We start from the raw sequence: 25,749 nt of genomic DNA on the forward strand, positions 1-25,749 counted from the left end.
GCAAGATCAAATTCTTGAAACGGCTCATGTTCGGCCGCGCCAACTACGACCTCCTCAGAAAGATGGCACTGCTGAACTGAGCTGAGATCACCGACCGTGACCGCTCCCCAGCAAATGCACCAGACCCGTTTACCGCTGAAAGTTACAGCCCTGGAGGACGTCACCATCGGAGGGCAACCGGTGCGAGCCGGGGAAGGGCTGATCGCCGGCTTGCCCGCCGGCAACCGTGACGCGACGGCCTTCCCCCAGGCCGACACCTTCGACATCGACCGCGCCAACGCCCGTACGCACGTCGCGTTCGGCTTCGGCATCCACCAGTGCCTGGGACAGGCGCTGGCCCGGGTGGAGTTGCAGGTGGCGTTGCCCACGCTGCCGGACCTGCGGCCGGCGGTACCGATCGAGCAGATCCGCTTCCGGCACGGCCTGACCACCTACGGCGTCCACGAGCTGCCCGTCGCCTGGTAACGCCTGAGCCTTCCAAGCAACCATGGTTGACTATCGACGATTAGTCAACTACGGTTGCTTGCATGCCGGTCGAAGACGTACCCGTTCCCAAGGATCCCGCCGACTCGCTGGCGGCCGTCGTGGCGCTGCGGCTCTTGGCCGATCGGCTGGAGGACGCCGCTGTGGAGCAGGCCATGCGCGCGGGCTGGAGCTGGCCGGACGTCGCCGAGGCCCTCGGCATCACCCGCCAGGCGGTTCACAAGAAGCACGCCAAGCGGCTCATCGCCGCCGGAGTCGCGCTGAGGAGACGACAGTGAGTGCGATCGATCACTACATCAACGCGATCATGGAGTGGGGCGCGGCGGAGGCGCGGGAGGACGGCTCCGCGGCGACCGAGGCCCACCACCTTCTGCTGGCGATGGCGGCCGACGAAGGCACCGCGGCCCACCGTGTCCTGGCCGCGGCCGGGCTCGGGCGGCAGGCGATCCGGGACGCACTCGACCGGGAGTTCGAGCACAGCCTGAGCGCGGTCGGGGTGAGCGTCGCCTCCTTCGACCTCCCCAAGCCCGCCCCCGCCCCCGAGCCGCCGAAGTTCGGCGCTTCGGCGCGGCTCGCGATCGAACGCGGCTACGCCGCCGCCACCGGCAAGAAGGACCTGCGTCCGGCGCATCTGCTGCTCGGCGTCCTGGACACCGAGATCGGCACCGTCCCCCGCGCGCTCGCCCTGGCCGGCCTGGACCGGGTGGACCTGATGGCCCGCGCCCGGGAGGCGCTCGCCGGGAACAGCTGGTAGAGCGCCGCTACGCCTGACCAGGCTGAACAGCCTGACCGGTTCCGGCCAGGCGTTCCTCGACGCCGCCTGATTCCCCTCCCCCTTTCCCCATGGCCCGGCCCGGCCGCAGCCGCCCGTACAGCGACGCGGGCCGCTCGGCTCGGGCCGCGATCTGGCATGCCCTCGCAACGCCTCCCGCCGGCACGCGCGGCAGGCCGAGGCGCTCACTCCACGAAGAAAGGTCATCTCATGACGACGAGCGACAAGGTCGTGCTCGACGTCGGCGGGCTGCGCATGCGCTATGGCTCGGTCGACGTCCTGCACGACGTCACCTTCCACGCCCGCCACGGCGAGGTGCTGGCCCTGCTGGGCCCGAACGGCGCCGGCAAGACCACCACGATCGAGATCCTGGAGGGCTTCCGTACCCGCTCACAGGGCCAGGTCAAGGTGCTCGGCACCGACCCCGCGCACGGCGACGAGCGGTGGCGGGCCCGGCTCGGGGTAGTGCTGCAGTCCTGGCGCGACCACGGAAAATGGCGCGTACGCGAGTTCCTGGCACACCTCGGCACCTACTACGCCCCGTACACCACTCCGCGGATAAAGCGGCCCTGGCATCCCGACGAGCTGATCGAGGCGGTCGGCCTGACCGAGCAGGCCGGCAAGAAGCTCAGGACGCTGTCCGGCGGCCAGCGACGCAGGCTGGACGTGGCGATCGGCCTGGTGGGCCGTCCCGAGCTGCTGTTCCTCGACGAGCCGACCGCCTCGTTCGACCCGCAGGCCAGACACGAGTTCCACGATCTCGTACGACGCGTCGTCGGCACCGGCGAGACCACCGTCCTGCTCACCACCCACGATCTGGACGAGGCCGAGAAGCTGGCCGACCGCATCCTCGTCCTCAATGGCGGGCGGATCATCGCCGACGGCACGGCCGGCGAACTCGCGCAGCGGATCGTCGGCGAGGACGAGGTGCGCTGGCTGCGCGGCGGGCAGCGCTTCACGGAGCGGACCACCGACTCGACTGGGCTTGCCCGCGACCTGTTCGCCCGCTACGGCGACGACCTCCACGAGCTCGAAGTCCACCGCGCCTCGCTGGAGCAGACCTATCTCTCCCTGGTCCGCCAGGCCGAATCAGCCCAGGAGGCCACCCGATGAACCCCGCCACGACCGTGCTGCGCACCGGCTGGACCCGCGGCCGCATCGAGCTGCGGCAGTCGTTCACCAACGGCGCCGACCTGTTCTCCCACTTCCTCTGGCCCGGACTGATGGCGGCCACCATGTTCTTCATCCGGGACCTGCCCTTCGGATCCAGCGGGCTCCTGCTGGGCATGCTGGCGCTGCCGAGCATCCTGGGAATGAACGCCGCGACCGGCATGATCAGCATGAGCCAGCAGCTCACCGCCGACCGCGAGGACGGCACCCTGCTGCGCGCCAAGGCGACGCCGCACGGGATGCCCGCCTATCTCATCGGCAAGGTGATCTCGGTCTCCGGCGGTCTCTTAGCCGATCTGGTCATCTTCCTGGTGCCCGCCATGCTCATCGTCGAGGGCCTGCGGATCGGCCCCGGCTCCTGGCCCACCCTGGCCTGGACGCTGGCGCTCGGCCTGGTCGCGACCCTGCCGCTCGGGGCGGTCCTGGGCTCGGCGTTCACCAGCGCACGCGCCCAAGGGCTCATCCAGCTGCCGTTCCTCGCCGTGATCGGCATCTCCGGCATCTTCTACCCGATCACCGCGCTGCCCGAATGGCTGCAATGGATCGCCCAGGCCTTCCCGATCTACTGGATGGGTCTGGGCATGCGATCAGCCCTGCTGCCGGACCCGGCGGCGGCGATCGAGATCGGCCAATCCTGGCGGCACCTGGAGACCGTCGGCGTCCTCGCGGCCTGGGCGGTGCTCGGTCTGCTCCTGGCGCCGGTGGTGCTGCGCCGGATGGCGCGCGGCGAGTCCGGCTCAACCGTGACGGCGCGCCGCGAGCGCGCCCTGCAGCGGGTCTGATGACACCATGATCGTCACCCCGCCAACGGCGTCGTGCCGAGGCGATAGAACCTCATGTGACCGGGTATGCGAAGCCTATGGGGAAGTACCTCGAGACCGAGTCATTAGGCGACCGCGGATAGCTGGTGCCGCATCCGCGAGGAAACCGAGATCCGGTTCCCTGCCACCACGGCCGCAACTCGACGGACTACTCACCTCGCACTCGCGACGCGACCTCGACCGGACCGCAAGGCCGACCGTCGACACCGTGCTCTTCGGGGCGATCCACTCAGCCCACCCCTGGCATCGACGATGAACCACTCCGGGCGGTCATACCGACGGCCCGCGATGATGAGCAGGAGGTGGGCCCGTGACCGGGGTGACCAGCAGGGTGGCATTGGTGACAGGCTCCAGCAGCGGAATCGGTGCGGCCACCGCGCGCCTGCTGGCCGCGCGAGGGATGCGCGTGGTGGTCAACTACCTCCGCAGCGGCGCGGCGGCCGAGGAGGTCGTGTCCGGCATCGAGGCCGCCGGCGGCCAGGCCATGGCCGTGCAGGCCGACGTACGCGAGGTGGCGGCGGTCGCGAGCATGACCGAGCGGGTCCAGGCGGCATGGGGCGGCATCGACGTGCTCGTGCACAACGCGCTCACCCCGTACGCGATCAAGCCCTTCCAGGACATGACGTGGGAAGAACTGGGCGGCAAGCTCGACGACGAGATGCGTGCGGCGTACGTGGTCACCAAAGCCGTCCTGCCCGCCATGACCGAACAGGGGTGGGGACGCATCATCTATCTCGGTACCGGCCTCAGCCGCCGGCCTCGGCAGGGCATGATCGCGCTGGGCACGGCCAAGGCCGCACTGGTGCAGTTCGCCCGCTACCTCGCCCAGGAACTGGGCCCGCGCGGCATCACGGTCAACGTCGTCGAGCCCGGCCCGGTGGAGGACACCCGCATAGCGGCGGACGCCCTCGACGAGGAGCACAAGCGGCAGCAGGTGGCCGCCACTCCCCTGGGCCGCCTGGCACACACCGGCGACGTCGCCCAGGCGGTCGCCTTCTACGCCAGCGAGGACAACGGCTTCATGACCGGCACCACGGCCGCGGTCGACGGCGGGATGTCCATGTAAGTGATGGTCCTATCGCATCCGCATCCGGCACCCCGTCAGCTCAGCGCCATGGATCCACGGCACGCGCGGACGCGTGGCGGTGACACGATCAAGGGAAGACGTCCATGGACACGATCGATCTCACCTACGTCGGGCGGGGCCTGCACGAGGAGCTGACCGCCTACATCGCCGACCAGGAGGACTACTACGCCGACGAGGGCGTCCACGTCGCGCTGCGCGACGGCTGCACCTGGGACGACGAGCGGCTGCGCCATGGCGCCACCATCGGACTCGGCCGGGCGCTGCTGACCCGGCTGGCCGGTGGCATCCCCTGGGTCGCACTGAATGTCAACACCCACCGCCCGCTGTTCTGGTTCCTCGCCCGCCCCGGCCTGACCTCCCTGGCCGACCTGTCCGGCCGGCGGCTGGCGGTACACGCGCCCCGCACCGCGCCCGGCTGCTTCGCCCGGATCGTCCTGCGCCAGGCCGGCCTCGACCCGGACCGCGACGTCGACACCATAGTCCGCCCGCCCGGCGACTACGGCATGGACCTGCGCCGGCTGAACGACGGCAGGATCGACGCCGCCCTGGTCGGCAGCACCATGGCGCCGGAGGCGATAGCCGCCGAGTACGGCTGGCAGGTGCTGGCCTGGGTCGGCGACCACTTCGAGATCCCCACCGTAGGCGTGGCCGTCGACCCCACCTATGTCCGGCCGGACGACCCCGCGGTCAAGGCCGTCGTACGGGCCCATCGGCGCGCCCTGGAGGTGATCCGCGACGATCCCGACACCACGGTGCGGCACATGGGGACGTTCCTCGGCCGACACACCGCGGAAGAGGTCCGGGCCCACTACGAGACGTTCATCGCACCGTATTTCAACACCGACGGCCAGGCCGACCTCGATGTCGGCGCCACCGCGATCGCCTCGGTCGCCGCCGAACTCGGCGTCCCCGCCACCGTCACCGCGGCCGAGTTCTACCGCATCGCGACCACCACACCCTAGGAGCCCGGCGCTGCCGAAGCGCACGCCCTACCGGGAACACGCCATGAACGCGATCCGCCGAGCCGGCTGATCCGGACACGTGGGTCGTCAGCCAGTCGCTCGTGCGTAGCGGCCGGCGAGCCGGCGCAGGTGCGTGAGGAGTTCCGGCGGTCCGGTGACGTCGAAGTCCTCACCGAGCAGGCCCAGGTAGACGCCGAGGGTCTCGACCGTGTCCGCGCCGGTGTGCAGGACGCAGGTGCGCTCGTCGACGCGTTCGACCGTTCCCACCGCCGGGCTGATCCGATCGGCGACGACATCGGCCGGCGCGTGTACGGTGACCCGCGCCCGGTAGCGCCAGGCGGCGGCGGACACCCGGCGTGACACGTATGCAGCCACGTCGTCGTCGGGCAGGTCGCGTGGTGTGAAGCGGGGGCCGGTCGGGGTGCGAGGCCGGATCCGGTCGACGCGGAAGGTGCGCCAGTCGTCCCGTTCGACGTCCCAGGCCAGCAGATACCAGCGGCGGCCCCAGTTGACCAGCCGGTACGGCTCGGCGGTGCGCACGGTGGCCGCACCGGCATGGTCATGGTAGTCGAAGCGGAGCCGTTCCCGGTCACGGCAGACCGCGGTCAGGGTGGTCAGGATCGACGGGTCGACGCGGGGGCCGGCGTCGTCGCGGGGCACCGGCACCGTGTAGGTCTGCAGGGTGTTGACCCGGCGCCGCAGCCGTGACGGCAGCACCTGCTCCAGCTTCGCCAGTGCCCGCAAGGACGCCTCCTCGATCCCCGCGATGGCGCCGCTGGTGGCGGTCCGGAGGCCGACCGTGACGGCGACCGCTTCCTCATCGTCGAGCAGCAACGGCGGCAGCGCGGCGCCGGCACCCAGACGGTAGCCGCCGGTGGCGCCGCGCGTGGCCAGTACCGGATAGCCGAGGCCGCGCAGGCGCTCCACGTCGGTGCGCACGGTCCGCCCGCTCACCCCGAGGCGCTCGGCGAGTTCGGTGCCGGTCCAGTCGCGTGGGGTTTGCAGGAGGGAGAGCAGCCGCAGGAGGCGGGCGGAGGTGTCCAACATTCCTCCAGGATTCCCGCTAATTAGGATCGGAGTCTTCCTAATGGTCCGGCAGGGTCGATGACATGACCGAGATCCGCGAATTCCGCATCGACATCCCGCAGGCCGACCTGGACGACTTGACCGAGCGTCTGGCCCGGGTCCGCTGGGCCGACGAGCTGCCCGACGCCGGCAACGACTACGGCGTCTCGCTGCAGTACCTGAGGAGCCTTGTCCAGCGATGGCGCGACGGCTACGACTGGCGCGCGTGGGAGGCGAAGCTCAACGCGTACCCGCAGTTCACCACGGCCATCGACGGGCAGAACGTGCACTTCCTGCACGTCCGCTCACCCGAGCCGGACGCCACGCCGCTACTGCTCACGCACGGCTGGCCGACCACCATCGTGGAGTACCTGGATGTCCTCGGCCCGCTCAGCGACCCCCGGGCCCACGGCGGCGACCCCGCCGACGCCTTCCACCTGGTGATCCCCTCGGTGCCCGGTTTCGGCTTCTCCGGCCCCACCGCCGAGCGTGGGTGGAACCGGTACCGGATCGCGAAGGCGTGGGCCACGCTGATGGGCCGCCTCGGCTACGAGCGCTACGGCGCGCACGGCAACGACGGCGGCTCGCTCATCTCCCCCGAAGTGGGCCGCCACGATCCCGAGCACGTCATCGGCGTGCACGTCACCCAGATCTTCTCCTTCCCCTCCGGGGACCCGGCCGAGCTGGCCGATCTGTCCGAGGAGGACCAGAAGAAGGTCCAGTTCCTGCAGTGGTGGCTGGAGAACGGCGGCGCCTACGACAAGCTCCAGTCGACCGCCCCACAGACCCTGGCACACGCGCTGGCCGACTCGCCGGTGGGGCAACTGGGCTGGAACGCGCAGCTGCTCGGCCCGAACCTCGACCCGGACTACGTGCTGACCAACACGATGATCTACTGGCTCACCAACACCGCCGCGTCCTCCGCGCGCCTCTACTACGAGGACTTCCACGCCACCGACAAGCCGGCCGAACCCACTACCGTGCCGCTCGGGCTGGCGAACTTCGCCTGGGACTTCCAGTCGATCCGCCCGTTCGCCGAACGCGACCACAAGAACATCGTGTCCTGGAACGTGTATGACACGGGCAGCCACTTCGCCGCGCACGACGCGCCCGACCTGCTGGTCGACGACATCCGCGGCTTCTTCCGCACGCTCGGCTGACCACGACCGGCTCGGACATGTTCGCGGCAGGTCACCCGCCCGTGTGCGCGAGGATGGCGGCGGCCAGCTCCTCGTGCACCTCGGGCGGCAGGGTGTGCCCCATGCCCGCCACGATCATCAGCCGCGCTCCTGGGATCTGCTCGGCGATGATCGCGCTGTGACCCGGCTTGGCCGGCTCGTGGCTGCCCTCGATGACCAGTGTGGGTGCCTTCACCTGATGCAGGACACCCACCGGCTCGAAGTCGGGCTTGGCCATGGCGGCCAGCCGGTGGTTGGCCACCGCCGACAGGTCGCGGGCCCGGTCGTAGATCCGTTCCTGCAGGCGCCGCGCCGCGTCCTCGTCGAACGGCAATCCGGTGCCGTGCAGCAGGCGCTGCTCGGCGATCATGCCGTCGATCCGCGCGCGCCGGTCCGCCGGTGGCGGGGCGGCCATCAGCGTACGGTAGAAGGCCACGAACTCCGGTGCCGGCTCCGGCAGGCTCCCCTCGGGCTGCGGCTGTCCCATCAGGGCCCGCATGATCACCTGGCCCTCGCCGCCGCCGAGCGGGGAGGAGCCGATGACGGTCAGCGAGCACACCCGCTCCGGCCGCTCCACGGCGACGAACTGGCCGAGCAGGCCGCCCGCCGAGTGGCAGACCAGGTGCGCGCTCTCCAGGCCGTGGTCATCCATAACGCGGTAGACGTCGTTCTTGATGTCATCCCATGTGTACGGCTCCGCCGCGAAATCGACGGTGCCCGACATGCCGGTGTCGCGGTGGTCGTACCGGATCACCCGGCGGCCTCCGGCGGTCAGCCGGCCGACGAACTCGTCCGGCCACAGGACGCCCTGCGACATCGAACCCATGATCAACAGGATCGGCGCGTCTGTCTCGGCGCCGAACTCTTCGCTCCAGAGGTTCACGTTTTGCATGCCTCAAAGCATGTCGTCTTCGGCTACGGGCGCCTTCTGTAGAACTACTAGTCGCGCCAGATCCGTACGGGACCCGATGCCCAGCTTCGGATAGATCTTGTACAGGTGATACTCGACCGTGCGCGGGCTCAGGAAGAGCTGGGCGGCGATCTGCTTGCTCGACAACCCATCGGCGACCAGGCCCGCGATGCGCAGTTCCTGCGGGGTCAGCGCGTCGAGCACGGCCGCGGGCGGGGCCTGCCCGCTCTCGCCCGCCACCCGCAGCTCCTCCCGCGCGCGCCGCGCCCATGGCCGGGCGCCCGCCCGTTCGAACGTCTCCCACGCCGTCCGCAGATGCGTCCGCGCCTCGCCCGGCCGCTGCGTCCGGCGCAGGCGCTCACCCAGCAGCAGGGCCGTCCGCGCCGCCTCGAACGGATTGGTGTGCAGCCGCAGCGCCTCGCCGAAGGCGTCCTCGGACGACTCGACCAGGCCACGGCAACGGGCCAGCAGGGCGTGCGACTCGGCCGTGGCGGCGTGCGTCGACCACTGCTCGTACGCGGCGAGCGCCGCCCGGGCGCCCGCCTCGTCGCCCGCGCCCACGGCGGCCTCGACGCGGTCCGGGGTCGCCCGCCACACCACGGTCGGATGCCCGGCACCCGGTCCTGCCGCGGCGATGGCCGTGAAACGGTCATGCGCCGCCGCGAACCGGCCCAGGCACAGGTCGAGCAGCGCCAGCGCGTACGAGGCGACGCCCGCGCGCAACCCGACCCGGTGGGGGACGGCGATGGCCAGCGCCTCGCGGGCCTGCCGCTCGCAGGGCTCCTCCTCGCCCCGCAGCGCCGCCAGCACCGCCAGGTTGGCCAGGTGCGCCGCCACCGTGTTCTCATACCCGGCCTCACGAGCCAGCTCCAGGCCCTCCTCGGAGACGGCCTGGCTGCGCGCCAGCCGCCCCGCGATGCGCTCGGCCGTCGCCACGAACTCCAGCACGACCGGCAGCTGCCCGCTCATCCCCGAGACCCTGGCCACCCGCCCGGCCCGACCGGCCATCTCCGCCGCCAGGTCCGCCTCGCCCAGGTAGCTGGCCGCGGCCGCCGCCCACAGGTACTCCGCCGCGTCCGCCAGCTCGCCCACCCTGGCCAGCGCCCGCCGCAGCAGGCCCGGCCCGGCAGCGTCGCCGTCCAGCGTCAAGCCGATCCCGGCCACCGTGTCCCGCAAGAACCCCTCAGGATGCGCCGCGGCCCGCCGGCCGAGCTCGGCGATGGCCGCAGTGTCGCCGACATACGAGGCCGCCTCTGAGGCGTCGGCCAGCATGGCCAGGCTCTCACCCGCCGCCAGGATCCGTACGGCTTCGGCGGCGTTGCCCGAGTTCAGCTCGAACCGGCCCCGGAGCTGGGCGATCTCCATGGCGAGCATGGCGTCCCCGCCGGCCCGTTCTCGCGCCTCGGCCAGCAGCGACTCCGCCTGTCCAGGGCGGCCGCCGAGCCAGGCCGCGACGGCGGCGTCTTTCAGGCGGACGGCACGGGCGCGTGGCTCGGGGGTCAGCTCGGCGGCCCTGGCCAGGGCGGTGGCGGCGGCGCCGTAGCCGCCACGGTCACGCGCCCGGTCCGCGGCGGCCACCAGCGCGGCGGCGACCTGCTCGTCCTGCCCCAGGGCCGCTTCTGCCAGGTGCCAGGCGCGGCGGTCGTCCGAGGTCAGCTCCGCGAGGACGGCGTGCACGCGGCGGACGTCGGCGGGGGCGGCCGCCTCGTGCACCGCGGATCGGATGAGCGGATGGCGAAAGCGCACGCTCGTGCCCGACACCCCGGCCAGCCCGGACTCCTCCAGCTCAGCCAGCGCCACCCGCGTGCTCGTACCGGGCCGTACCGCTTGCTCGGCGAACAGCCGGGCGGTGGCGCGCAGGACCAGGTCGAGGTCGGCCTCGACGGCGGCGGCCAGGGCGACCAGCCGAGCAGGGGCGGACAGCGCGGCCACCCGATCACCGAAGAGCCGGGCGCCACCGGGCAGCGGGTCGGGCAGCGGTTCGCGGCCGGCGAGCTGCGCGCGTGTCAGGCGAGCGGCGACCTCGCCCAGGGCGAGCGGGTTCGCGCGGGTCAACGTGACCAGCTCCCGTGCCACCTGGGCGGGCAGCTCACCGCAGCGCGACTCCAGCAATTCGGCCGCGGCGGACTCGGGCAGGCCGGGCACGTTCATCGTCAGCGGTACACCCTTGACAGCAGCGTCCCCGCGCACGGCGAACAGCATCGCGATCCGTTCCGTCCCCAACCGCCTGGCGGCGAACAGCAGCGCGTCGGCCGAAGCCCGGTCCACCCACTGGAAGTCGTCGATCACGCAGATCAGCCCGTCCGGCGCGGCGGCCTCGGCCAGCAGCGAGAGCACGCCGGCCCCCACCAGGAACCGATCGCCGGCACTGCCCTCGGCAAGCCCCAGGGCCGCGCTCACCGCCACGCGCTGCGGCTCGGGCAGCGCGTCGAGCGAGCCGGTCACCGGCCACAGCACCTGGTGCAGCGCCGCGAACGCGAGGTCGGACTCCGACTCGACGCCGGTGGTCCGCAACACCCGCATCGCGCCACCGCGCGCGGCCGCCGCGTCAAGCAGGGCGGTCTTGCCCGCTCCCGCCGTGCCCCGCAACACCACCGCGCCCCCGAAGCCATCGCGGGCCCGCGCGATCACCTCGTCGAGTGCGCTGATCTCCACAGCTCTTCCATAAAGCACGAACACCCACTGTAGGAGGCCCGCATGCCGCCTCGTCCCCTACGACCATGGGTTGACAACGGACGGCCGCATACAACACCCTTTCACTACTCAAATAGTGAAAGGGTGTTTTGTTGATCGAGTTCAACCTGGACCGAGGCTCGGGGGTTTCGACGTACCTGCAGCTCGTTCACCAGGTCAGACAGGCGCTCCGGCTCGGTACGCTGCGGCCCGGCGACCAATTGCCGACCGCCCGCGAGGTGGTCGAGAGCCTTGCCATCAACCCCAACACCGTGCTCAAGGCGTACCGGGAGCTGGAGCGCGAAGGGCTGGTCGAGGGCCGGCCGGGGATGGGGACGTTCGTCCGGCAGGGCATCGCGGGTGCCACGCTCGCCGAGCACACGCGGCTGCGGCGCGGCCTGGAGGCGTGGGTGCGCGACGCCCGCGTGGCCGGGCTCGATCAGGAGGACCTGCGGGCGCTGTTCAATGTGGTCCTGGCCGACGCCGCGAAGGAGGGCGTGGCGTGAGTCCCGCGCTGGAGGCGACCGGGCTGGGGGTCCGCTTTCGCCGCACGTGGGTGTTGCGCGACTGCTCGCTGTCCGTGCCCACGGGACGTGTGGCGGCGCTCGTCGGGCCCAACGGCGCGGGCAAGACCACGATCATGCACACGGCCGTCGGCCTGCTGCGCCCCGCGCTGGGAAGCGTCCGCGTGGCCGGCGAGGCGGCGTTCGTGGCACAGGACAAGCCGCTGTACGACAGCTTCACCGTCGCCGAGATGCTCGCCTTCGGCCGCCGCATGAACACCCGCTGGGACGACACCGCCGCTGCCGGCCGGCTCGCCGGGCTGGGCATCCCGCTGGAGCGGAAGGTGGGCGGGCTGTCGGGCGGGCAGCAGGCGCAGGTGGCGGTCACGCTGGCGCTGGCCTGCCGCCCCGACCTGCTTGTCCTGGACGAACCGCTGGCCAACCTCGACCCCCTCGCCCGCCACGACGTGATGCGCTCGATCATGGCGGAGGTGGCCGGGCGGGAGCTGACCGTGCTGCTGTCCTCGCACGTCGTCTCCGATCTGGAGGAGACGTGTGACTGGCTGATCGTGCTGAACGGCGGCCGGCTGCAGGTCAGCGGTGACATCGAGGAACTGCTCGACGGACATCTCGTGCTCACCGGGCCGGACGGCGCGTCCGCGGCGGGCACGCAGGTGGTGGGCGCGAGCCGTACCGGCAGGCAGGTCAGCATGCTGGTCAGGGGCGCTCCCCCGCTGGACCCGCGCTGGCAGGCGCGGCGCCCCGGGCTGGAGGAGCTCGTCATGGGCTACCTGCGCAGCCCCGAGTCGGCGGCGCTGCCGGGCCTGACGGGGGTGGGCGCGTGATCTGGGTGACGTGGCGCCAGCACCGGGCGCAGCTCCTCGTGACGGCGGGCTTCCTGGCGCTGCTGGGCGTGCTGCTGCTGGGTTCGGCGCTGGAGGCGAGCCGGTACGTGGCCGAGCACGCCCCGCCCGGCTGCCCGGGGCCCGCGGTGGCGTGCGGAGACCTGGCGGCGGCGCTCGGACAGCGTTACAACGCGGCCTACTCAGTGTTCGGATGGATGCCGCTCGTGGCGCCGGCGTTGATCGGGGCGTTCTGGGGCGCGCCGCTGCTCGGCCGCGAGTACGAGCGCGGCACCCACCGCCTGGCCTGGACCCAGTCCGTGCCCGTGCGGCGATGGCTGGCGGTCAAGCTGTCGCTCCTGGGCGGGGCGGTCGTGGCGGGCGGGCTGCTGCTGTCTCTCATGGTGAGCCTGTGGCGGCCGGTGTTCAGGACGGGAGTCGACTCCACGTTCGGCAACATCGGGGTGTTCAACATGGTCGGCGTGGAGCCGGCGGCGTGGTGGCTGTACGCGTTCGCGCTCGGCACCGCGGCCGGCACCCTGTTCCGGCGTACGCTGCCGGCGATGGCGCTGGTCGTGGCCGGGGTGGCGGCGACGATGTTCACGCTGTTCCAGCTGAGCGACCACTACGCCGAGCCGGTGCGTACGGAGCTGTCCGGCACCGTGCTGCTGGATGATCCCGACGCCCGGCTGGTGAGCGCCGCCTGGGTGGAGCCGTCCGGGAGAGAGGTCGCCGAGCCGGTCGGCAGCGGCTGCCCGCGCCGGGTGGACATGGGGCAGAGCAGCAAGAACGCTGAGGCATGGCAGGCGTGCCTGTTCGGCAAGGGTTACCGGTACGCGGTGTACCACCACCCGCCGTCGAGGTTCTGGCGCTTCCAGTGGACCGAGGCGGCGATCCTGACGCTCACGTCGGCGGCTTTGGTCGGCCTGGCCGTACACCGCACCCTGCGCCGCCCCGGCTGACAGGTCCACGGTGGCGGCGGCCTGACCTGAACGGCCTGCCCCCCAGCCACAGCAGCCGCTGATACCCGGCCGCCGACGGTAGCCGCCCAAGTCCGATCGGTGTGGAAAACCGCCGATTCCGAAAACCCCTTGCCCAATGGTCAAGAAACGTTGACCATTGGGCGCATGCCTACCGACGATCCTCCTGAGACGTTCCACGTCACCACTGACGAGCAGCTACGCGCCGTCTCCAACCTCACGCGTCACCGGATCATGGCCGTGCTCCGCTTCGAGCCCGCGACGATCACGCAGATCGCCGAGCGATTGGGTCTTGCGAAGGGAAGTTCCAGCTACCACGTACGGCTGCTCGAACGGGCCGGCCTGGTGAAGGTGGTACGAACACGGAAGGTCCGCGGAGTCACCGAGCGCTACTACGCAATGGCCGCGCGGGCGATCGTGCTGCCGGATCCGGGCCAGGGAGGGCCGGATGTGCTGATGCGGCATGCGGTGGCGGACCTGGAGGCGGCGCCGGTGGATGGCGCGCGGCACGTACGGATGGCGCATCTACGCCTCACCGAGGAGCAGTTCGCGGAGCTGGGGGCGCGGCTGCAGGCACTCGCGGACGAATACCAGGAACTGTCCGATCCCTCGCTGCCGGACGCGTCACTCGTCTTCGCACTGTTCCATCCGGCACCGCGCGAGCAGGCCGAGAGGGACGCCAAGTGAACTCAGACGTTCGAAAGTTGCCGACCGGGTTCGGACGGCTGTGGACCGCGCAGACGGTGTCCTCGCTCGGTGACGGGGTGTCGCATGCCGCGCTGCCGCTGCTCGCGTTGACGTTGACGCGGGATCCGATGGGGCTGGCCGTCGTCACGGCCGCCGGAACGCTGCCGTGGCTGATCTTCGGGGTGCTCGGCGGTGCGCTGGTGGACCGCTGGGACCGTCGGCGCACGATGTGGGTCACGGACGCGGCGCGTGCGCTGCTGCTCGCGGTACCGGCGGCGGCGGCCGCGCTCGACGTGCTGAGCATTCCCCTGCTCGCGGCCGCCGCCTTCCTGCTCGGCCTCGGCGGACTCTTCTTTGACACGGCCGCCACGGCCTATCTGCCGGATCTGCTCGGCCGCGACCCCGTGCTCCTGGAGCGCGCCAACTCCCGCCTGCGCGGCACCCAGACCGCCGCGTCCGGCTTCGCGGGGCCGCCCGCGGGCAGTGCCCTGCTCGCACTCGGGCGGGCGGTTCCGCTGCTCGCCGACGCGGTGTCGTTCGCGCTCTCCGCGCTGCTCGTACGGTCGCTGCCTGCCCTGCCCCGGCCCGTACCGCAGGCCCATGAGTCGCTGCTGCGGCAGGCGCGGGCCGGCGCCTCGTACGTATTCAAGGATCAGTTGCTGCTCGGGCTCGCGCTACGTCCGGCGGTCGGGAACATCGCCTTCATGGCCGTGGAGACCGTACTCGCGCTCTTCGCGCACGATCGTCTCGGCATCGACACCTTCGGCTTCGGCCTGCTCCTCACGGCGGAGGCCACCGGCGGACTGCTCGGCGCGGCCATCGCCTCCTTCCTCGGCCGACGACTCGGCACCGGCACCGCACTGACCTGCACGGCCGCCGTCGAGGGACTCGCCATCCTGGGCCTTGCCGCCGCCCCGAACCCGTACGTCGCCGGCCTCGCGCTCGCCGTCTGCGGCGCGGGCATGGGCGCCACGATGGTGCTCGCCCCCTCCCTCCGACAGGCGATCGTCCCCGCCCACCTGATGGGCCGGGTCGCCTCAACCTCCCGCATGCTCGCCATGTGCGCCGCCCCGTTCGGCGCCTTCCTCGGCGGCTGGCTGGCCACCACCTACGACGTACGCACCCCGCTCTACACCGCCGCCGGCCTCCTCCTCGCCATGACCGCCGTCACGTCGACCATGACCGGCAACCGCCGGGTCGAGGCGGCGTTGCGTGCCGCCGCCCCGGCCGGTGATCCAGATCACCGGGAATCCCGTGAACCCGTTCAGGAGGGCGCCATTTAGGGCTCCGCGAGGTCGTTGAGCCCGTGCTAAGCCCAGCTCGGCTTTCCTCGCCTCGGCCCCCGGAGCCTCGGGCGCCTGGCGCATCGCCGTATCGGTGAGCTTTTCGTGGAGGGGGCCGGACATCAGCCCGCGCGCAGCTCCGCCGCGACCGCCCGCTCCCGCAGCTGGGTGGCCTCCGCCCGAGCCGCCTCCAGCTGAGCACGGGCGTCCTCCAGCCGAGACCGCTCCAGCCGCAGCTCCCCCCGCAACCGATCGCGTTCCTCCACCGCGCCCTCCGCCGTCTCGCGCGCCTGAGCGATCTCCGCGGCGGCCAGCTCCCGAGCCTTCACCGCGTCGTTCAGGGCGACGGCGCGATCCCGCTGCGCCTCGGCCGCGGCACGTTCGGCGGTCTCCGCCCGGGTGACGGCCCGTTCCCGCTCCTGCCCGGCCGCCTCCGCCCTGGCCTCGGCCGCGGCCAGGTCCCGCTCGGCCAGCTGCCTGGCCCGCCTGGCTTCCGTCGCCTCCTCACGTGCGCGATCACGCTCCGCCAGCGCCGCCGCCGCCTCTTTGCGGGCCTGTTCGGCTCGCTCCTCCCCGTCCTTTTCCGCCCGCACGGCTCGGGCTTCGGCCTCCTTCCGCACCTGTACGACCTGCGCCTGCGCCTCCTCCTCAGCGCGTACCACCCGAGCTTCTGCCGCCGTCTCCGCTCGTACGGCCCGCGCCTCCGCCTCAGCGGCACGCCCGTCGGCGGCCTCGACCCGCTCCGCCAGCTCCTGAAGGGCCTGATCCCTGGCCCGCTCGGTCAGCTCCGCCCGCCGTACCGCCTCATCGGCCTGCCGTTCGGCCAGATCGGCCCGGCGCCCGGCCTCCTCGGCCGACTGCAGGGCCTGCCGCTCGGTGCTGGCCGCCTCCCGCAACGCGGCCAGCGCCTGCTCGCGAGCCCGCTCACCGTCAGCCAGCGCCGTGTCCCGCTCTGCCTCGGCCTCCTCCACGCGCAGCCGCATCACGCCGGCCTCCCTGCGCGCGTGCTCCGCAGCCTCCCGCGACAGCCGTACCTGCTCGAACGCCTGCTCCCGTTCAGTACGCGCGATGGCGACCCGCGTGTGAGCCTCAGCCTGTACGGCGCTGAGCTTCGCCTCGACCCCGGCCGGACTCAATTCCTGGGCCAGCGCCCTGGCCAGGGGCTCGATGGCGGCGCTCAGCCCGTTTTCCATCCGGTCGTACAGCTGCTCGGCCCGCGCCAGCGCCCCCTCCAGCCCGGGCGTGGCACGGCGCATCTCCCGCTCACGCTTGGCGGCGGCCTGGCAGTCGCCTTCCGGGCAGTACGCCTTGGGCCGCCCCCTCCCCCGCCGCTGCTCTATCGGGGCTCCACAGTGCAGGCACGGCGTAACCACTGTGGCTTCTGTGCTGATCTGTCGAGCGCCGGCCTGCGGCGCGCCGTGCTTGTCCGGGATGGTCACTGATCTTGCCTTCTCATAGGAAGTGGCGGATTTCGCGGAACGGGACGCCGACAGAGGCGGGCCTTGGGCGGACCCAGAACCTGCCGCGTCTGAAGGCGAACCGTAATCGCCGCCCGCCCGCCCGTCTCTCAATGAACGTGGCGTTCGAGGAACCCCCTGACCCGTCAGAGACCGACGTGACGAAGACGCCGGGCAAGGCCGCGGCCTCTGCGGCCTCGCGCGACTTCACGACGCACCACCACCGAAATACCGCACGTCATCTGGCATATGTGGCGCATCTGGCGCATCTGGCGCAAGGCGCTCGCGCCAGGGATGTGTGGTGTGCTCGGTCTCCAGCGCCTCGTCCAGCCAGCGCCGCTGCCCCTTACTCAGCAGCGGGAGGACCGCCTCGAAATCGGCCTCGTCCTTCGGCCGCAGCCCCCTGGATTTGTAGAGCAATTGCACCTCCGGGACAACCCGCCGGAAACCATCCTGTTCGACGGTCAATCCGGCCAGCGGGCGGCGGATCCGAGGGTCACGCCGGTAGACCCAATCCTCCTCGTCGGCCTCGTCCAGCATGAGCTGGAACCGCCAAGGGCCGTCCGGATGCTCGCGTACCCAGATGTCGTGCGCCTGCTCGGGCAGCACCTCGCCAAGCGCCCATGGCCGCAGCGTCTGGGGCACGACCGCGGCGTGTACGTCCCAGCCGTCCAGTAGCCGCCGCACTGCGAGTTGATCCCGACGCAGCAGCGCGATATCGACGTCCCCGTGCTCGCGGTACGCGTGGCCCACGGCCAGCTCGATGGCGTAGCCGCCGGCCACCCACCACGGCGCCGCCAGCCCGCGCATCAGTGCGACGACCTCGCCAAGCGGCGCGGCCTCCCAGGGACCCCACGGAGTCTCGATCCTCGCCATCGGCAAATCATGCACGATCACAGCCTCCGTCGTCAGCGCGCACGGCACTCCAAGCCAAGGGCCCGCCAGGCTCCACGCGACGCTTCCAGAGGGACCGGACATCAGGAGGTCTTCCTCGCCTCTTTGGAGGTGAGCCCCCGCACGGTTCTCGCGTCCGCCCGTCTCAGTCGCCACGCTCAGACTCTAGCATTTTCTGTTTTCTAGAAATTCAAATTCAATAATTCAGATCTGTTGCGTGGCGGAGGATCTTGGCAACTTGCGAGAAGGTGGAATTCCCACAAGTTTCGATTTACAGCCGCGAGCCGGGGTTCCTGGTGGTTGTCCTGACTCAGCGAAGTATGGGACTAGCCATGTGACTTCTCGCTGTAGGTGGCATTTTCTCGTTATACCTGGCACGGCGACGCGACTCTCTCAACGCAGATGGCACGAACTCTCGGAGTGAGGGCTTCGGGTTCTCATCCAAGGTGGCATCATGGCCACCTTCTCAATCCACTTGGCGCCGGGCACGGGTTCTCATCCAAGGTGGCGTGAGGGAGTGCGCCTGTTCTCATCCGACGTGGCACTTCGCTCGCACCCGGAGGCGACGGACGCCGAGCTGCCGATAGACAGGCCTGTTAGAACTTGTGGCGTGCCTCCGCATCATGAGGGGCACGAGATGTTCCCCTCCCGGCTCGTGGATGTAGGACGTTAGACTGGTTTCTAATACACCCTGTAGTGTTGGTGACTCGATCATGCCGCGAAATGACGGTTTGCCTACCGGCTGGCCCCATACCGCCACTCATCCACTGCCGCGCCGCGTAGCTCCTATACAATCCGAAACAGTCAACTCCTTCCTTGAGCGTTTGGCGCGCGCCAATCGAATATCGCTCAGCGATTTGGCATGCCTGCTTTTTCCGTCTGAATATAACAACCTTAATATAACTGTACGCAGACTGCGCCTGGAGCAGCTTGCGACCGTATCAGGGATCTCACCGATATGTCTGGCATATGGGCTGCCGGAGATGCGGATGCACTTGCCTATAGCGCACGGGCTCCATCTGGAGGGAACCACCAGGGCGGGCCGCCCAAATCGGGCGCTATTAGCGTGCCGCCTTTGTGTCTCCGCAAAAGGAGTCAAAGATAATGTCACAGTGTGGCGACGACCCGATGAGAATGTTTGTCTGCGCCATGGCTTATGGATTGGCGACGACGTGACATCGCCTGCCGATCAGGTTTCCGTGTCGAGTTTGCCTGAAATTCTCTGGGCTCAGCGTGCACATAGTCGTATGATCAGGCGTTTCGGTTATCGAGAAGTAGGAGCAGCCTACGACGGAGCCATCCGTGCAGTGGACTGGTCGACTCATTTTCCATCAGATACCCCACGCTGGAGGCGTCGGGAATATTTCGGCCAGCAAGAAGGCACCGGGAACGTCTCCCATGCTTGCGACGCGGCTGCGATGTACCCCGAGGTCGTGACCCTTGCCAGGGTGCTTGTCTCACCCTATTGGCGGCGGTTGAGTGTCGGGGACGACCCGGAGCGGGAGAGGTTCTTCCGCCAGGTTGCAGAGTACGGAGTTACGAATGGTCGGCCGGATCTGAACACGCCGTTGCAGCGCTGGATCGACATGCAGAGCTGGCCGTGGCCGGATGTGCCGCAAGACGAGAAAGTGGCCTTGTTGCGCCGGTGTCTGCCGATGTCACCGGTTGTCGAAGAGGTGGAGAGCCACTCGTGATCGTCTTCATGTGCAGGGATTCGAAGGACAGATGAGTGGCGGGTCGGATGAGTAACGAGCGCTTTGTGAAGCCGTCGCGCCTGCCTTTGGTTTGCAGACCCTTCCATCGTGAGACGACACAGTCCTACATCACCCGGCTGGCCAGTGCTAATCGATTGGCGCCCGGCGGGTTACAGCGTTACCTGTCTGCCAGTGATCGGTCCATTTTTCCGACCTCACCCGAGCGATTGTCCGCAGTGACAGGTATATCCCAGGCCAACCTGCTCCTGGCTCTGCCGGACCTTGAACAGCGCTACCCAAAGGAACCCTTGCGGCATCAACGGCGAGCGTGTGTGAGCTGCCAGCGGATACGTGGCTCTACTGAGCCGATAACGTGCTGGTTGCCACAGGAGCAGATGGCGTGTGTGCAGCACTTCCGCTGGTTGGAAGCGGGGAAGGCGCGGGAGCAACCTAGTCTTGTGGGACAGTCGAGCATCGTACGGGCGAATGCGCAGCATCGGCGCCTGGTGCGCCGTCTAGGCCGTCATGATATGGAGTTGGGGTATGAGATCGCCACACGCATCGTTGTTGAATGGCATCGTAAGCGGTGGTTCGATGAGGATTTTCAGCGACTCATGACGGTGTTTCGCTCAGACTGGAGGAGTATTTGGTTGAATGATCCGTACGCCCGGGCCTCGCGCTATCCGCAAGTCATCGCCTTAACACGCCTGATCGCCACGCCACACTGGCGATCCTTGGCCATACACGATGAGGGTCGGGGCCGCTTCTTCGACGAATTAGTCCGCACGGTGGCGCCTTCGTATCTTTACCAGCCGCAGCAATGGAGTTCGGTAGATCCTCTGCTGAGGTGGATTGGAGACGAAATCGAGTTCGCTGTCGATCCTCAGGAGATTCGTAGGCGCCGCACGCATCACTTGGCCCGGCCTGCACCGCTCACCTCACTTCCCGCACATCCAGAGGTGATCGCGCGCCAAATGCTAGGCCAACTCCCCCCATCGCTTCTGTTGTTGCCGGCCGGATACACTCCCACGCCCTGTCCTGCCTGTTCACGTGCGCGTTCCTGGAACCCTACTCCGCCGAGTGTGCCTAGTCAGTTTAAATCAAGGCCTTTCTAAATTAGCTGGTCAGAGGCCCACATTCCGCATGGCGTTGTCCCGCCAGCGGTCCACGGCCCTGATGTAGCGCAAAACCACGGGTGAGGCGGGGGCCCAGCGGCCGTGCTTGGCGATGACGGCGACGGGGACACCGGCGGCGTAAGCGACGGTGGCGCCGCCGGCACGCAGACTGTGCGCCGTGATCGTTTCGGCGCTGGGGACACCGGCGCGGACGGCGAGGTCGCGGACGATGGTGTTGACGGCGTCGGCGCCGAGCGAGGGACCGATCCTCCCGTGCCGGTTGATCCGGCGCAGCAGTCGCCCTGAGGTGTGTCCGGCCTGGTCAAGCTGAGTGAGCCAGTCGCGCCAGGCGGCGACCGGGTCGGTCAGCGGGTGGCTGCCGCGTGGGATGGCGATGGTCTCGCCGCGGGAGTCCTTGTCGGTCTCCCGGGCGTAGGCGCGGCGGGTAGCCCGCACTCGACCCGGCCCGCTTCCACGCTTTCTTCACCGAGAGCGGCCCACCAGAGTCGAAGGTCCTCAGCCCGGGTGTCAGCTCGGTCCTCTCACTCATGGCCGACCTTGATCGCACGGACGGTCATGATCCATCTCCGGCACCCGAACATTCCAGAGCGTCACAGGGGTCGAGCTCGCGGACGTTAATCACGCGGTGTGGAGGTCGAGTACGAACGCCGCCGCCAGCGTGGGGGCGCACGGCCACGCGGATCCGCAAGACGCGCACATGTGCCGCGCGTCCATCCGATGAACGTCCAGCGTGCCGGCGGCGCGATGGAAATACGTCTCGCTCAGCGGGTCAGCCTCGGTACGCGTCATCCCCAGGAGTACGGCCATTTCGATCACCTGCATTCGCTCGTCATCGTGTGATGACCAGAGCTTCTCCCCTGCGGCCTTCGCGCGCCCGAGGCGAACGGCCCGCACGATTATGACCTAAGTCACCGGACCAAGGGCCGCCCGATGCGGGACTTCCGGCCCTACTTCCCCGGCGGTCCCGGAGCTGTGCTGGGGTCGACCACTTCCGGATGGAGCACACCATGAGAACGACCGTTGAGAACGTGATGACCACCGACGTGGCGGCCGTCAACCAGAACGCGTCCTTCCACACCGTCGCCGAGCTGCTCATCAACAGGACCGTCAGCGGCGTACCGGTCCTCGACGACGACAACAAGGTCCTGGGCGTCATCTCCGAGGCTGACCTGCTGGCCAAGGAGGAGTTCAAGGAGCGCTACTACGGCGACGACTACCGGCCGCCGCCACGCGCCCGCCTGCGCCACGCCGCCGGCAGTGAGGGCAGCGGCTACCGCAAGTCGGTCGGCGAGACAGCCGGCCAGCTGATGACCTCACCCGCCCACACCACCGCCCCGGACACCCCCGTCGTGGTGGCCGCCCGCCAGATGGACAAGTACGGCGTCAAACGCCTGCCCGTGGTGAACACCGAGGGCCACCTGGTCGGCATCGTCAGCCGCCACGACCTGATCAAGGTCTTCGTGCGTCTGGACATCGACATCGAGCGCCAAGTACGCGAGGCCCTGCGCGGCGAGCTCGACGTCAGAGTGGTCGACGGCGTGGTCACCCTGTTCGGAACCTGCGACGAGCGCAGCCAGACCCTCACCGCGGTCCGGGCCGCCGAGAGCATCGACGGCGTGGTGGCCGTGCGCGACGAGTTGAGCTGGAAGCACAACGACATCGCCGACCTGCCTGTCTGGGGCGGAGCCTGACACGTCGCTCGTCCCGCGCATGGTAAATCGGCTGACGGCCCCCGATCACGTGTCCCGGCCTGGCATTAGACGCCGGGACACGTTCATATAGCCGCGACCTGCCGCAGCGCGAGCGCGACGGTGACCGCCAGCGCCGCCGTGGCCGCCCCGGCGGGGATCCAGAGGCTGGCCACGACCGCGGCAAGCACGATGCTGTCCGCAAGCCGGACCTGCCGTTCCAGCGGCCAGCGAGCCCAGCCGCGGTTGACGGGCGCTCCGGTGGCGATCCAGGCGTTCATGCCGCCGTCCAGGACCACGACGTCGGACAGCCCGGTGTCGCTGAGTGCCGTCCGGGCGCGCTCGGCGCGGTTGCCAGACTGGCAGATGAGCAACATGCGGCCGCCGGCATCGGTGACGATACGTCGCAGGTGGTCGTCGGCCTGGTCGAGGGGCAGGTTGATGGCGCCGTCGATGTGCGCGGACTCGAATTCGGCCGGGATGCGGACGTCCACGACGAGGACGTCGGGGTGGGTCGCGATCAGCGAGCGGGCGGAGGCCGCGTCGATGCGGAAGATCGACGAGGACGCCTTTGCCCTTGTGGGTCAGCAGTTAGGTCTGGTCGCCCAGCCCCGGCTGCCGACCATCAGCCCACTGGCCTGCTTCGCCTGGTCGCGCAGAACCGTGGTGGGCGTGCCCTCGATGTCCTGCGTGGTGACCTCGACGGCGGGCTGGCGCTCGTGGACGAGCGCCTCAGCCTCGCGAAGGATCTTGCGTTCCGCGCGGAGTAGCCGGTCCGGCATTTCTTGATATCCACTGATCTGGTACGGAAAGCGGCCCGCCGCGTGCACGATGCGCAGCGGCTCCCCCATCCACATGGCATCACTGGCCGCCCACTCCACGGCGGCCCGCGAGGTCACGGAGCCATCCACTCCTACAATGATCGTGATATGTCCTCCTTCGCCACCTCTCATCGGACCGTGCCCGCCCGTGCTGGGTGCAGGGGCCGGAGGTCCGCCATGCCAGGGCCGAAGGACCCTGTCCCCTTCAGTCGCCCGTGCGTAGCGTCGGTGACATGACGAACAGTGACATAACGAACAAGGGCGACTTCGCACGTCGCATCAGCCATCACCGTGTCCAGCTGGGCCTCACCCTTGACCAGGTCGCCGCCCGCGCCGACATGTCGGCCGGTTACGTCCAGTACCTGGAGGGCCATCTGGGTACCCCGGATGCGAACACAATCGCCCGTTTGGCCCGCGCGCTTGAGACGACGCCCCAGGACCTGCTGGGCGGGAACCGCGACCGTCCGCCCGGCCCCAGTGACGTCATGCACGCGCCGGCACCGGAGACGCTCGACCCCGAGGAGTGCCTGCGGCTGATCGCGCCGGGCGGCATCGGCCGGGTAGCGTTCAACGGCTCTCAGGGGCCGACCGTGTTGCCGGTGAACTACAGATACCACGACGGCGCCGTCGTGTTCCGTACTGCTCACGGCGGTCCTATGGACCAGGACCTGCGGACCGGGCTCACCGGAGTGGAGATCAAGATCGGCTTCGAGGTGGATCGGATCGACGAGGCACAGCGAGCCGGCTGGAGCGTGCTCGTCCAAGGCCCTGCCCACCATGTGCCCGAGGACGAGGCACCCGGCACCGACGTGGAGCCGTGGGCGGGCGGCGACCGCCACCTGTACATCCGGATCGTCCCCTGCCATGTCACGGGCCGCCGCATCCACGCTCTCTGACCCTGGGAATTCCGCCCCGCCCTCAGCTCGTGCGAGGCGGGCGGTTCCCTTCGGCCCTGGATCAGGCGGCGGGGCGCGAACGAGAAAGAGAAGGACCAACGACGCGTACATCGATGCCGATCGCCACCGGCTCGGGCACCTGCCTGCCCGTTGTCAACGGTCGGGGCCGGCTGACCGGCGTCGTCAGCCGCCACGATCTGGTCAAGGTGTTCGCCCGACTGGACGAGGACATCGTCACACTCGACGAACGCACCCGCACCCGCTCGGATGCCTCGCTCATCGCCCGTTCCCTAATCCGCGTCAACGGTGTCGTGGACGTACAGGACAAACTGCTCTGGGACGAGGACGACCTCTGACGGCCGAAACGTGCACGCCCGAAACGTGCACGAGCGGCGACCGGCCACGGCGTGTGACACGCCGTGCCCGGGTCGATCACGGTCGCCGCCGCGTGCACCAACTCCACGCCGTGCATCCCGAAGGTCGGCGCCAGCGGGAAAGTGATGTCGGCCGCGGGCCGCTTGCCGAACGGCAGCCAGATGAGCGACGGATTGAACAGGAAACGGTCGGCGGCCGACACGACCGTGACCTCAGCGCCGGGCCATCTGGTAGGCGATGGCGCCCGCCCCCTTCCGCCAGCGGCGGATTGACTCCGCCGCGAACGTGGCGGTGTCGTGGTCGGTGCCGACGTTCACCCAGCCCGCATTGGCGGTCAGGTCGTAGATGCCGTACGGCACCGCCTTGCCCAGGCTCTTGAACTCGCCGACGAGTTCCTTCTTCTCGGTGTCCCCGCTGATCACCGGATCGTCGCTGTCCTGGAAGTCTTTGACCCTACGCCGATGGTTCGTCTACTCCCATGGAGGAACACAGCACTAGTAAAAACGATCCCTTATGCCGAGCCACGCTCGGCCGACGGCACCACCAGGACAGGCCGGGAAGCGCGGTGCAGGGTCGCCATGGCCACGCTGCCGAGCAGAATTTCACGGATGGCGGTACGACCGCGGGAGCCCACTGCCACCAGCGCCGCGTGCCGTTCCCGCGCGAGGCCGGCGAGTGTGTCAGCCACGGCGCGCGAGGACGTACCGTGCTGACTGTCCACGGACAGTCGGACCACTTGGCGGTCGTTGTTGGACCCGGTGTAACTGTCCAGATCATCTGTCGTTCCGTCAGCGTTGACGGACACCAGGAGCAGATCCCGGGTCGGGAACAGTCGTTCGACTGCGGTCAAGGCGCCGTGCGCACCGGCCGATCCGTCCCAGCCGATGAGAACCGGTCCGGTGGCCAGCGCGGCGTGTTCGGCGGTGAGCAGTGGATGCGCAGCCACCAGCACGGGCTTCGGACTGTAGTGCACGACCATGTCGGAAACGCTGCCCAGCACGGCTTTGGCGCCACCCAGACCACGCGAGCCGACCAGTACGACGTCTGGGTCCAGCTCCAGCGCAAGCTGGGCGACTCTGAATCCCTCACCACCGTAACTGCGCTCGACCAGTGACTCAGCTCCCCATCCGGCCGCACGGCCAAGCGTGGTGCCCACCGCGGCGATCTGTTCAGCCTCCCACCGGCCCTCGCGTTCGATGGCTTCCACGAACTCGTTGACATGCGACGTACCGGTCCACAACCGGCGGCGGAGGTCCTCACGGGCAAACGGTGGGGTCCACAGGTACACGATCCACGCGTGCGCACCAGGGAACAACAGCGCTCCAACACCGACGGCTGCATTCGCCGCCGGGGAGCCGTCGTACCCCATGAG

27 protein-coding genes and 1 pseudogene are annotated in these 25,749 nt (G+C 69.6%); 17 read left to right on the forward strand and 11 right to left on the reverse strand.

Annotated features, from left to right (window positions below; all coding sequences use genetic code 11):
* Positions 1-114: 114 nt before the first annotated feature.
* The 7 genes from LDL49_RS49355 (at position 115) to LDL49_RS49385 (ending at position 5,295) form a co-directional block, all read left to right on the forward strand.
* Positions 115-465, forward strand: coding sequence for a cytochrome P450 (locus tag LDL49_RS49355; protein WP_225301970.1), 351 nt, complete (start codon positions 115-117; stop codon positions 463-465).
* 62 nt (positions 466-527) lie between these two features.
* A complete protein-coding gene (locus tag LDL49_RS49360) occupies positions 528-761 on the forward strand; it encodes an RNA polymerase subunit sigma-70 (RefSeq protein ID WP_225301897.1) in 234 nt (77 codons plus the stop codon).
* Complete coding sequence (locus LDL49_RS49365) at positions 758-1,237, forward strand: Clp protease N-terminal domain-containing protein (RefSeq protein ID WP_225301898.1); 480 nt, start codon at positions 758-760, stop codon at positions 1,235-1,237. Before LDL49_RS49360 ends, LDL49_RS49365 begins: the two co-directional genes overlap by 4 nt.
* A gap of 228 nt (positions 1,238-1,465) precedes the next feature.
* Positions 1,466-2,368 (forward strand): ABC transporter ATP-binding protein, encoded by a 903-nt coding sequence (locus LDL49_RS49370; RefSeq protein WP_225301899.1) that lies wholly within the window; start codon positions 1,466-1,468, stop codon positions 2,366-2,368.
* Complete coding sequence (locus LDL49_RS49375) at positions 2,365-3,207, forward strand: ABC transporter permease (protein WP_225301900.1); 843 nt, start codon at positions 2,365-2,367, stop codon at positions 3,205-3,207. Before LDL49_RS49370 ends, LDL49_RS49375 begins: the two co-directional genes overlap by 4 nt.
* Positions 3,208-3,556: 349 nt before the next feature.
* On the forward strand, positions 3,557-4,312 hold the full coding sequence (locus LDL49_RS49380; protein ID WP_225301901.1) for an SDR family NAD(P)-dependent oxidoreductase: 756 nt from the start codon (positions 3,557-3,559) through the stop codon (positions 4,310-4,312).
* A gap of 104 nt (positions 4,313-4,416) precedes the next feature.
* The gene (locus LDL49_RS49385; RefSeq protein WP_225301902.1) at positions 4,417-5,295 is read left to right on the forward strand and encodes an ABC transporter substrate-binding protein; all 879 of its coding nucleotides are present in this window, start codon (positions 4,417-4,419) and stop codon (positions 5,293-5,295) included.
* 87 nt (positions 5,296-5,382) lie between these two features.
* Here the strand turns inward: LDL49_RS49385 and LDL49_RS49390 are convergent, their stop codons facing one another.
* Entirely contained in the window at positions 5,383-6,342 is a 960-nt protein-coding gene (locus LDL49_RS49390; RefSeq protein WP_225301903.1) for a helix-turn-helix transcriptional regulator, read from the reverse strand.
* A 62-nt stretch (positions 6,343-6,404) separates the two neighbouring features.
* On the opposite strand from LDL49_RS49390, the gene LDL49_RS49395 reads away from it, so the two are divergent.
* The gene (locus LDL49_RS49395) at positions 6,405-7,520 is read left to right on the forward strand and encodes an epoxide hydrolase family protein (protein WP_225301904.1); all 1,116 of its coding nucleotides are present in this window, start codon (positions 6,405-6,407) and stop codon (positions 7,518-7,520) included.
* Between the two features lie 31 nt (positions 7,521-7,551).
* Here LDL49_RS49395 and LDL49_RS49400 read toward each other — a convergent pair whose 3' ends face one another.
* Together LDL49_RS49400 and LDL49_RS58835 are read right to left on the reverse strand one after the other, a co-directional pair.
* Complete coding sequence (locus LDL49_RS49400) at positions 7,552-8,430, reverse strand: alpha/beta fold hydrolase (RefSeq protein ID WP_225301905.1); 879 nt, start codon at positions 8,428-8,430, stop codon at positions 7,552-7,554.
* A 3-nt stretch (positions 8,431-8,433) separates the two neighbouring features.
* Positions 8,434-11,127 (reverse strand): helix-turn-helix transcriptional regulator, encoded by a 2,694-nt coding sequence (locus LDL49_RS58835; protein WP_372470695.1) that lies wholly within the window; start codon positions 11,125-11,127, stop codon positions 8,434-8,436.
* Between the two features lie 107 nt (positions 11,128-11,234).
* Here LDL49_RS58835 and LDL49_RS49410 point away from each other — a divergent pair, with 107 nt between their 5' ends.
* The 5 genes from LDL49_RS49410 to LDL49_RS49430 all read left to right on the forward strand — a co-directional run bounded on the left by LDL49_RS49410 (position 11,235) and on the right by LDL49_RS49430 (position 15,416).
* Positions 11,235-11,627 carry a GntR family transcriptional regulator gene (locus LDL49_RS49410; protein WP_225301907.1) on the forward strand — a complete coding sequence of 131 codons (393 nt, stop codon included), beginning with the start codon at positions 11,235-11,237 and terminating at the stop codon, positions 11,625-11,627.
* A complete protein-coding gene (locus tag LDL49_RS49415; RefSeq protein ID WP_225301908.1) occupies positions 11,624-12,469 on the forward strand; it encodes an ABC transporter ATP-binding protein in 846 nt (281 codons plus the stop codon). The genes LDL49_RS49410 and LDL49_RS49415 overlap by 4 nt, the downstream gene beginning before the upstream one ends.
* Complete coding sequence (locus LDL49_RS49420; protein ID WP_225301909.1) at positions 12,466-13,428, forward strand: ABC-2 membrane transporter-related protein; 963 nt, start codon at positions 12,466-12,468, stop codon at positions 13,426-13,428. The genes LDL49_RS49415 and LDL49_RS49420 overlap by 4 nt, the downstream gene beginning before the upstream one ends.
* Before the next feature lie 165 nt (positions 13,429-13,593).
* Positions 13,594-14,133 carry an ArsR/SmtB family transcription factor gene (locus tag LDL49_RS49425; RefSeq protein ID WP_225301910.1) on the forward strand — a complete coding sequence of 180 codons (540 nt, stop codon included), beginning with the start codon at positions 13,594-13,596 and terminating at the stop codon, positions 14,131-14,133.
* Positions 14,130-15,416, forward strand: coding sequence for an MFS transporter (locus tag LDL49_RS49430; RefSeq protein ID WP_225301911.1), 1,287 nt, complete (start codon positions 14,130-14,132; stop codon positions 15,414-15,416). Before LDL49_RS49425 ends, LDL49_RS49430 begins: the two co-directional genes overlap by 4 nt.
* Before the next feature lie 122 nt (positions 15,417-15,538).
* On the opposite strand, the gene LDL49_RS49435 is transcribed toward LDL49_RS49430, so the two are convergent.
* Both LDL49_RS49435 and LDL49_RS49440 read right to left on the reverse strand, forming a co-directional pair.
* Positions 15,539-16,855: a coiled-coil domain-containing protein gene (locus LDL49_RS49435; RefSeq protein WP_225301912.1), complete on the reverse strand. Its 1,317-nt coding sequence runs from the start codon at positions 16,853-16,855 to the stop codon at positions 15,539-15,541.
* Between the two features lie 225 nt (positions 16,856-17,080).
* A complete protein-coding gene (locus tag LDL49_RS49440) occupies positions 17,081-17,749 on the reverse strand; it encodes a nucleotidyltransferase domain-containing protein (protein ID WP_225301913.1) in 669 nt (222 codons plus the stop codon).
* A gap of 731 nt (positions 17,750-18,480) precedes the next feature.
* On the opposite strand from LDL49_RS49440, the gene LDL49_RS49445 reads away from it, so the two are divergent.
* Positions 18,481-19,461, forward strand: coding sequence for a TniQ family protein (locus LDL49_RS49445; protein WP_225301914.1), 981 nt, complete (start codon positions 18,481-18,483; stop codon positions 19,459-19,461).
* 1,124 nt (positions 19,462-20,585) lie between these two features.
* On the opposite strand, the gene LDL49_RS49455 is transcribed toward LDL49_RS49445, so the two are convergent.
* On the reverse strand, positions 20,586-21,032 hold the full coding sequence (locus tag LDL49_RS49455; protein WP_225301916.1) for a site-specific integrase: 447 nt from the start codon (positions 21,030-21,032) through the stop codon (positions 20,586-20,588).
* A gap of 183 nt (positions 21,033-21,215) precedes the next feature.
* Complete coding sequence (locus LDL49_RS49460; RefSeq protein WP_225301917.1) at positions 21,216-21,419, reverse strand: hypothetical protein; 204 nt, start codon at positions 21,417-21,419, stop codon at positions 21,216-21,218.
* Between the two features lie 185 nt (positions 21,420-21,604).
* Here LDL49_RS49460 and LDL49_RS49465 point away from each other — a divergent pair, with 185 nt between their 5' ends.
* Positions 21,605-22,288: a CBS domain-containing protein gene (locus tag LDL49_RS49465; protein WP_225301918.1), complete on the forward strand. Its 684-nt coding sequence runs from the start codon at positions 21,605-21,607 to the stop codon at positions 22,286-22,288.
* Positions 22,289-22,371: 83 nt separating this feature from the next.
* Here the strand turns inward: LDL49_RS49465 and LDL49_RS49470 are convergent, their stop codons facing one another.
* On the reverse strand, positions 22,372-22,842 hold the full coding sequence (locus tag LDL49_RS49470; RefSeq protein WP_372470699.1) for a rhodanese-like domain-containing protein: 471 nt from the start codon (positions 22,840-22,842) through the stop codon (positions 22,372-22,374).
* A 27-nt stretch (positions 22,843-22,869) separates the two neighbouring features.
* Positions 22,870-23,238 (reverse strand): universal stress protein, encoded by a 369-nt coding sequence (locus LDL49_RS49475; RefSeq protein WP_225301919.1) that lies wholly within the window; start codon positions 23,236-23,238, stop codon positions 22,870-22,872.
* Positions 23,239-23,339: 101 nt separating this feature from the next.
* Here LDL49_RS49475 and LDL49_RS49480 point away from each other — a divergent pair, with 101 nt between their 5' ends.
* Together LDL49_RS49480 and LDL49_RS49485 are read left to right on the forward strand one after the other, a co-directional pair.
* Positions 23,340-24,002 (forward strand): helix-turn-helix domain-containing protein, encoded by a 663-nt coding sequence (locus LDL49_RS49480; RefSeq protein ID WP_225301920.1) that lies wholly within the window; start codon positions 23,340-23,342, stop codon positions 24,000-24,002.
* A 113-nt stretch (positions 24,003-24,115) separates the two neighbouring features.
* Positions 24,116-24,358: a CBS domain-containing protein gene (locus LDL49_RS49485; RefSeq protein ID WP_225301921.1), complete on the forward strand. Its 243-nt coding sequence runs from the start codon at positions 24,116-24,118 to the stop codon at positions 24,356-24,358.
* Between the two features lie 234 nt (positions 24,359-24,592).
* Here LDL49_RS49485 and LDL49_RS49490 read toward each other — a convergent pair.
* Both LDL49_RS49490 and LDL49_RS49495 read right to left on the reverse strand, forming a co-directional pair.
* Positions 24,593-24,832, reverse strand: a pseudogene (locus tag LDL49_RS49490) (ISAzo13-like element transposase-related protein); the annotation flags it as partial.
* Positions 24,833-24,888: 56 nt separating this feature from the next.
* Positions 24,889-25,746 (reverse strand): universal stress protein, encoded by an 858-nt coding sequence (locus tag LDL49_RS49495; RefSeq protein ID WP_263656516.1) that lies wholly within the window; start codon positions 25,744-25,746, stop codon positions 24,889-24,891.
* Between the last annotated feature and the right edge of the window lie 3 nt (positions 25,747-25,749).

It is taken from the genome of Nonomuraea aurantiaca, from assembly GCF_020215705.1.
Classification (GTDB): domain Bacteria; phylum Actinomycetota; class Actinomycetes; order Streptosporangiales; family Streptosporangiaceae; genus Nonomuraea; species Nonomuraea aurantiaca.

Bases quoted from the DNA above. Each gene is read 5' to 3' on its own strand.
- LDL49_RS49355 (WP_225301970.1), top strand. From the start codon at position 115: ATGCACCAGACCCGTTTACCGCTGAAAGTTACAGCCCTGGAGGACGTC.
- LDL49_RS49360 (WP_225301897.1), top strand. From the start codon at position 528: ATGCCGGTCGAAGACGTACCCGTTCCCAAGGATCCCGCCGACTCGCTG.
- LDL49_RS49370 (WP_225301899.1), top strand. From the start codon at position 1,466: ATGACGACGAGCGACAAGGTCGTGCTCGACGTCGGCGGGCTGCGCATG.
- LDL49_RS49375 (WP_225301900.1), top strand. From the start codon at position 2,365: ATGAACCCCGCCACGACCGTGCTGCGCACCGGCTGGACCCGCGGCCGC.
- LDL49_RS49385 (WP_225301902.1), top strand. From the start codon at position 4,417: ATGGACACGATCGATCTCACCTACGTCGGGCGGGGCCTGCACGAGGAG.
- LDL49_RS49390 (WP_225301903.1), bottom strand. From the start codon at position 6,342: ATGTTGGACACCTCCGCCCGCCTCCTGCGGCTGCTCTCCCTCCTGCAA.
- LDL49_RS49395 (WP_225301904.1), top strand. From the start codon at position 6,405: ATGACCGAGATCCGCGAATTCCGCATCGACATCCCGCAGGCCGACCTG.
- LDL49_RS49400 (WP_225301905.1), bottom strand. From the start codon at position 8,430: ATGCAAAACGTGAACCTCTGGAGCGAAGAGTTCGGCGCCGAGACAGAC.
- LDL49_RS49425 (WP_225301910.1), top strand. From the start codon at position 13,594: ATGCCTACCGACGATCCTCCTGAGACGTTCCACGTCACCACTGACGAG.
- LDL49_RS49440 (WP_225301913.1), bottom strand. From the start codon at position 17,749: ATGGCGAGGATCGAGACTCCGTGGGGTCCCTGGGAGGCCGCGCCGCTT.
- LDL49_RS49445 (WP_225301914.1), top strand. From the start codon at position 18,481: ATGCCGCGAAATGACGGTTTGCCTACCGGCTGGCCCCATACCGCCACT.
- LDL49_RS49460 (WP_225301917.1), bottom strand. From the start codon at position 21,419: ATGCAGGTGATCGAAATGGCCGTACTCCTGGGGATGACGCGTACCGAG.
- LDL49_RS49465 (WP_225301918.1), top strand. From the start codon at position 21,605: ATGAGAACGACCGTTGAGAACGTGATGACCACCGACGTGGCGGCCGTC.
- LDL49_RS49475 (WP_225301919.1), bottom strand. From the start codon at position 23,238: ATGAGAGGTGGCGAAGGAGGACATATCACGATCATTGTAGGAGTGGAT.
- LDL49_RS49480 (WP_225301920.1), top strand. From the start codon at position 23,340: ATGACGAACAGTGACATAACGAACAAGGGCGACTTCGCACGTCGCATC.
- LDL49_RS49485 (WP_225301921.1), top strand. From the start codon at position 24,116: ATGCCGATCGCCACCGGCTCGGGCACCTGCCTGCCCGTTGTCAACGGT.
- LDL49_RS49495 (WP_263656516.1), bottom strand. From the start codon at position 25,746: ATGGGGTACGACGGCTCCCCGGCGGCGAATGCAGCCGTCGGTGTTGGA.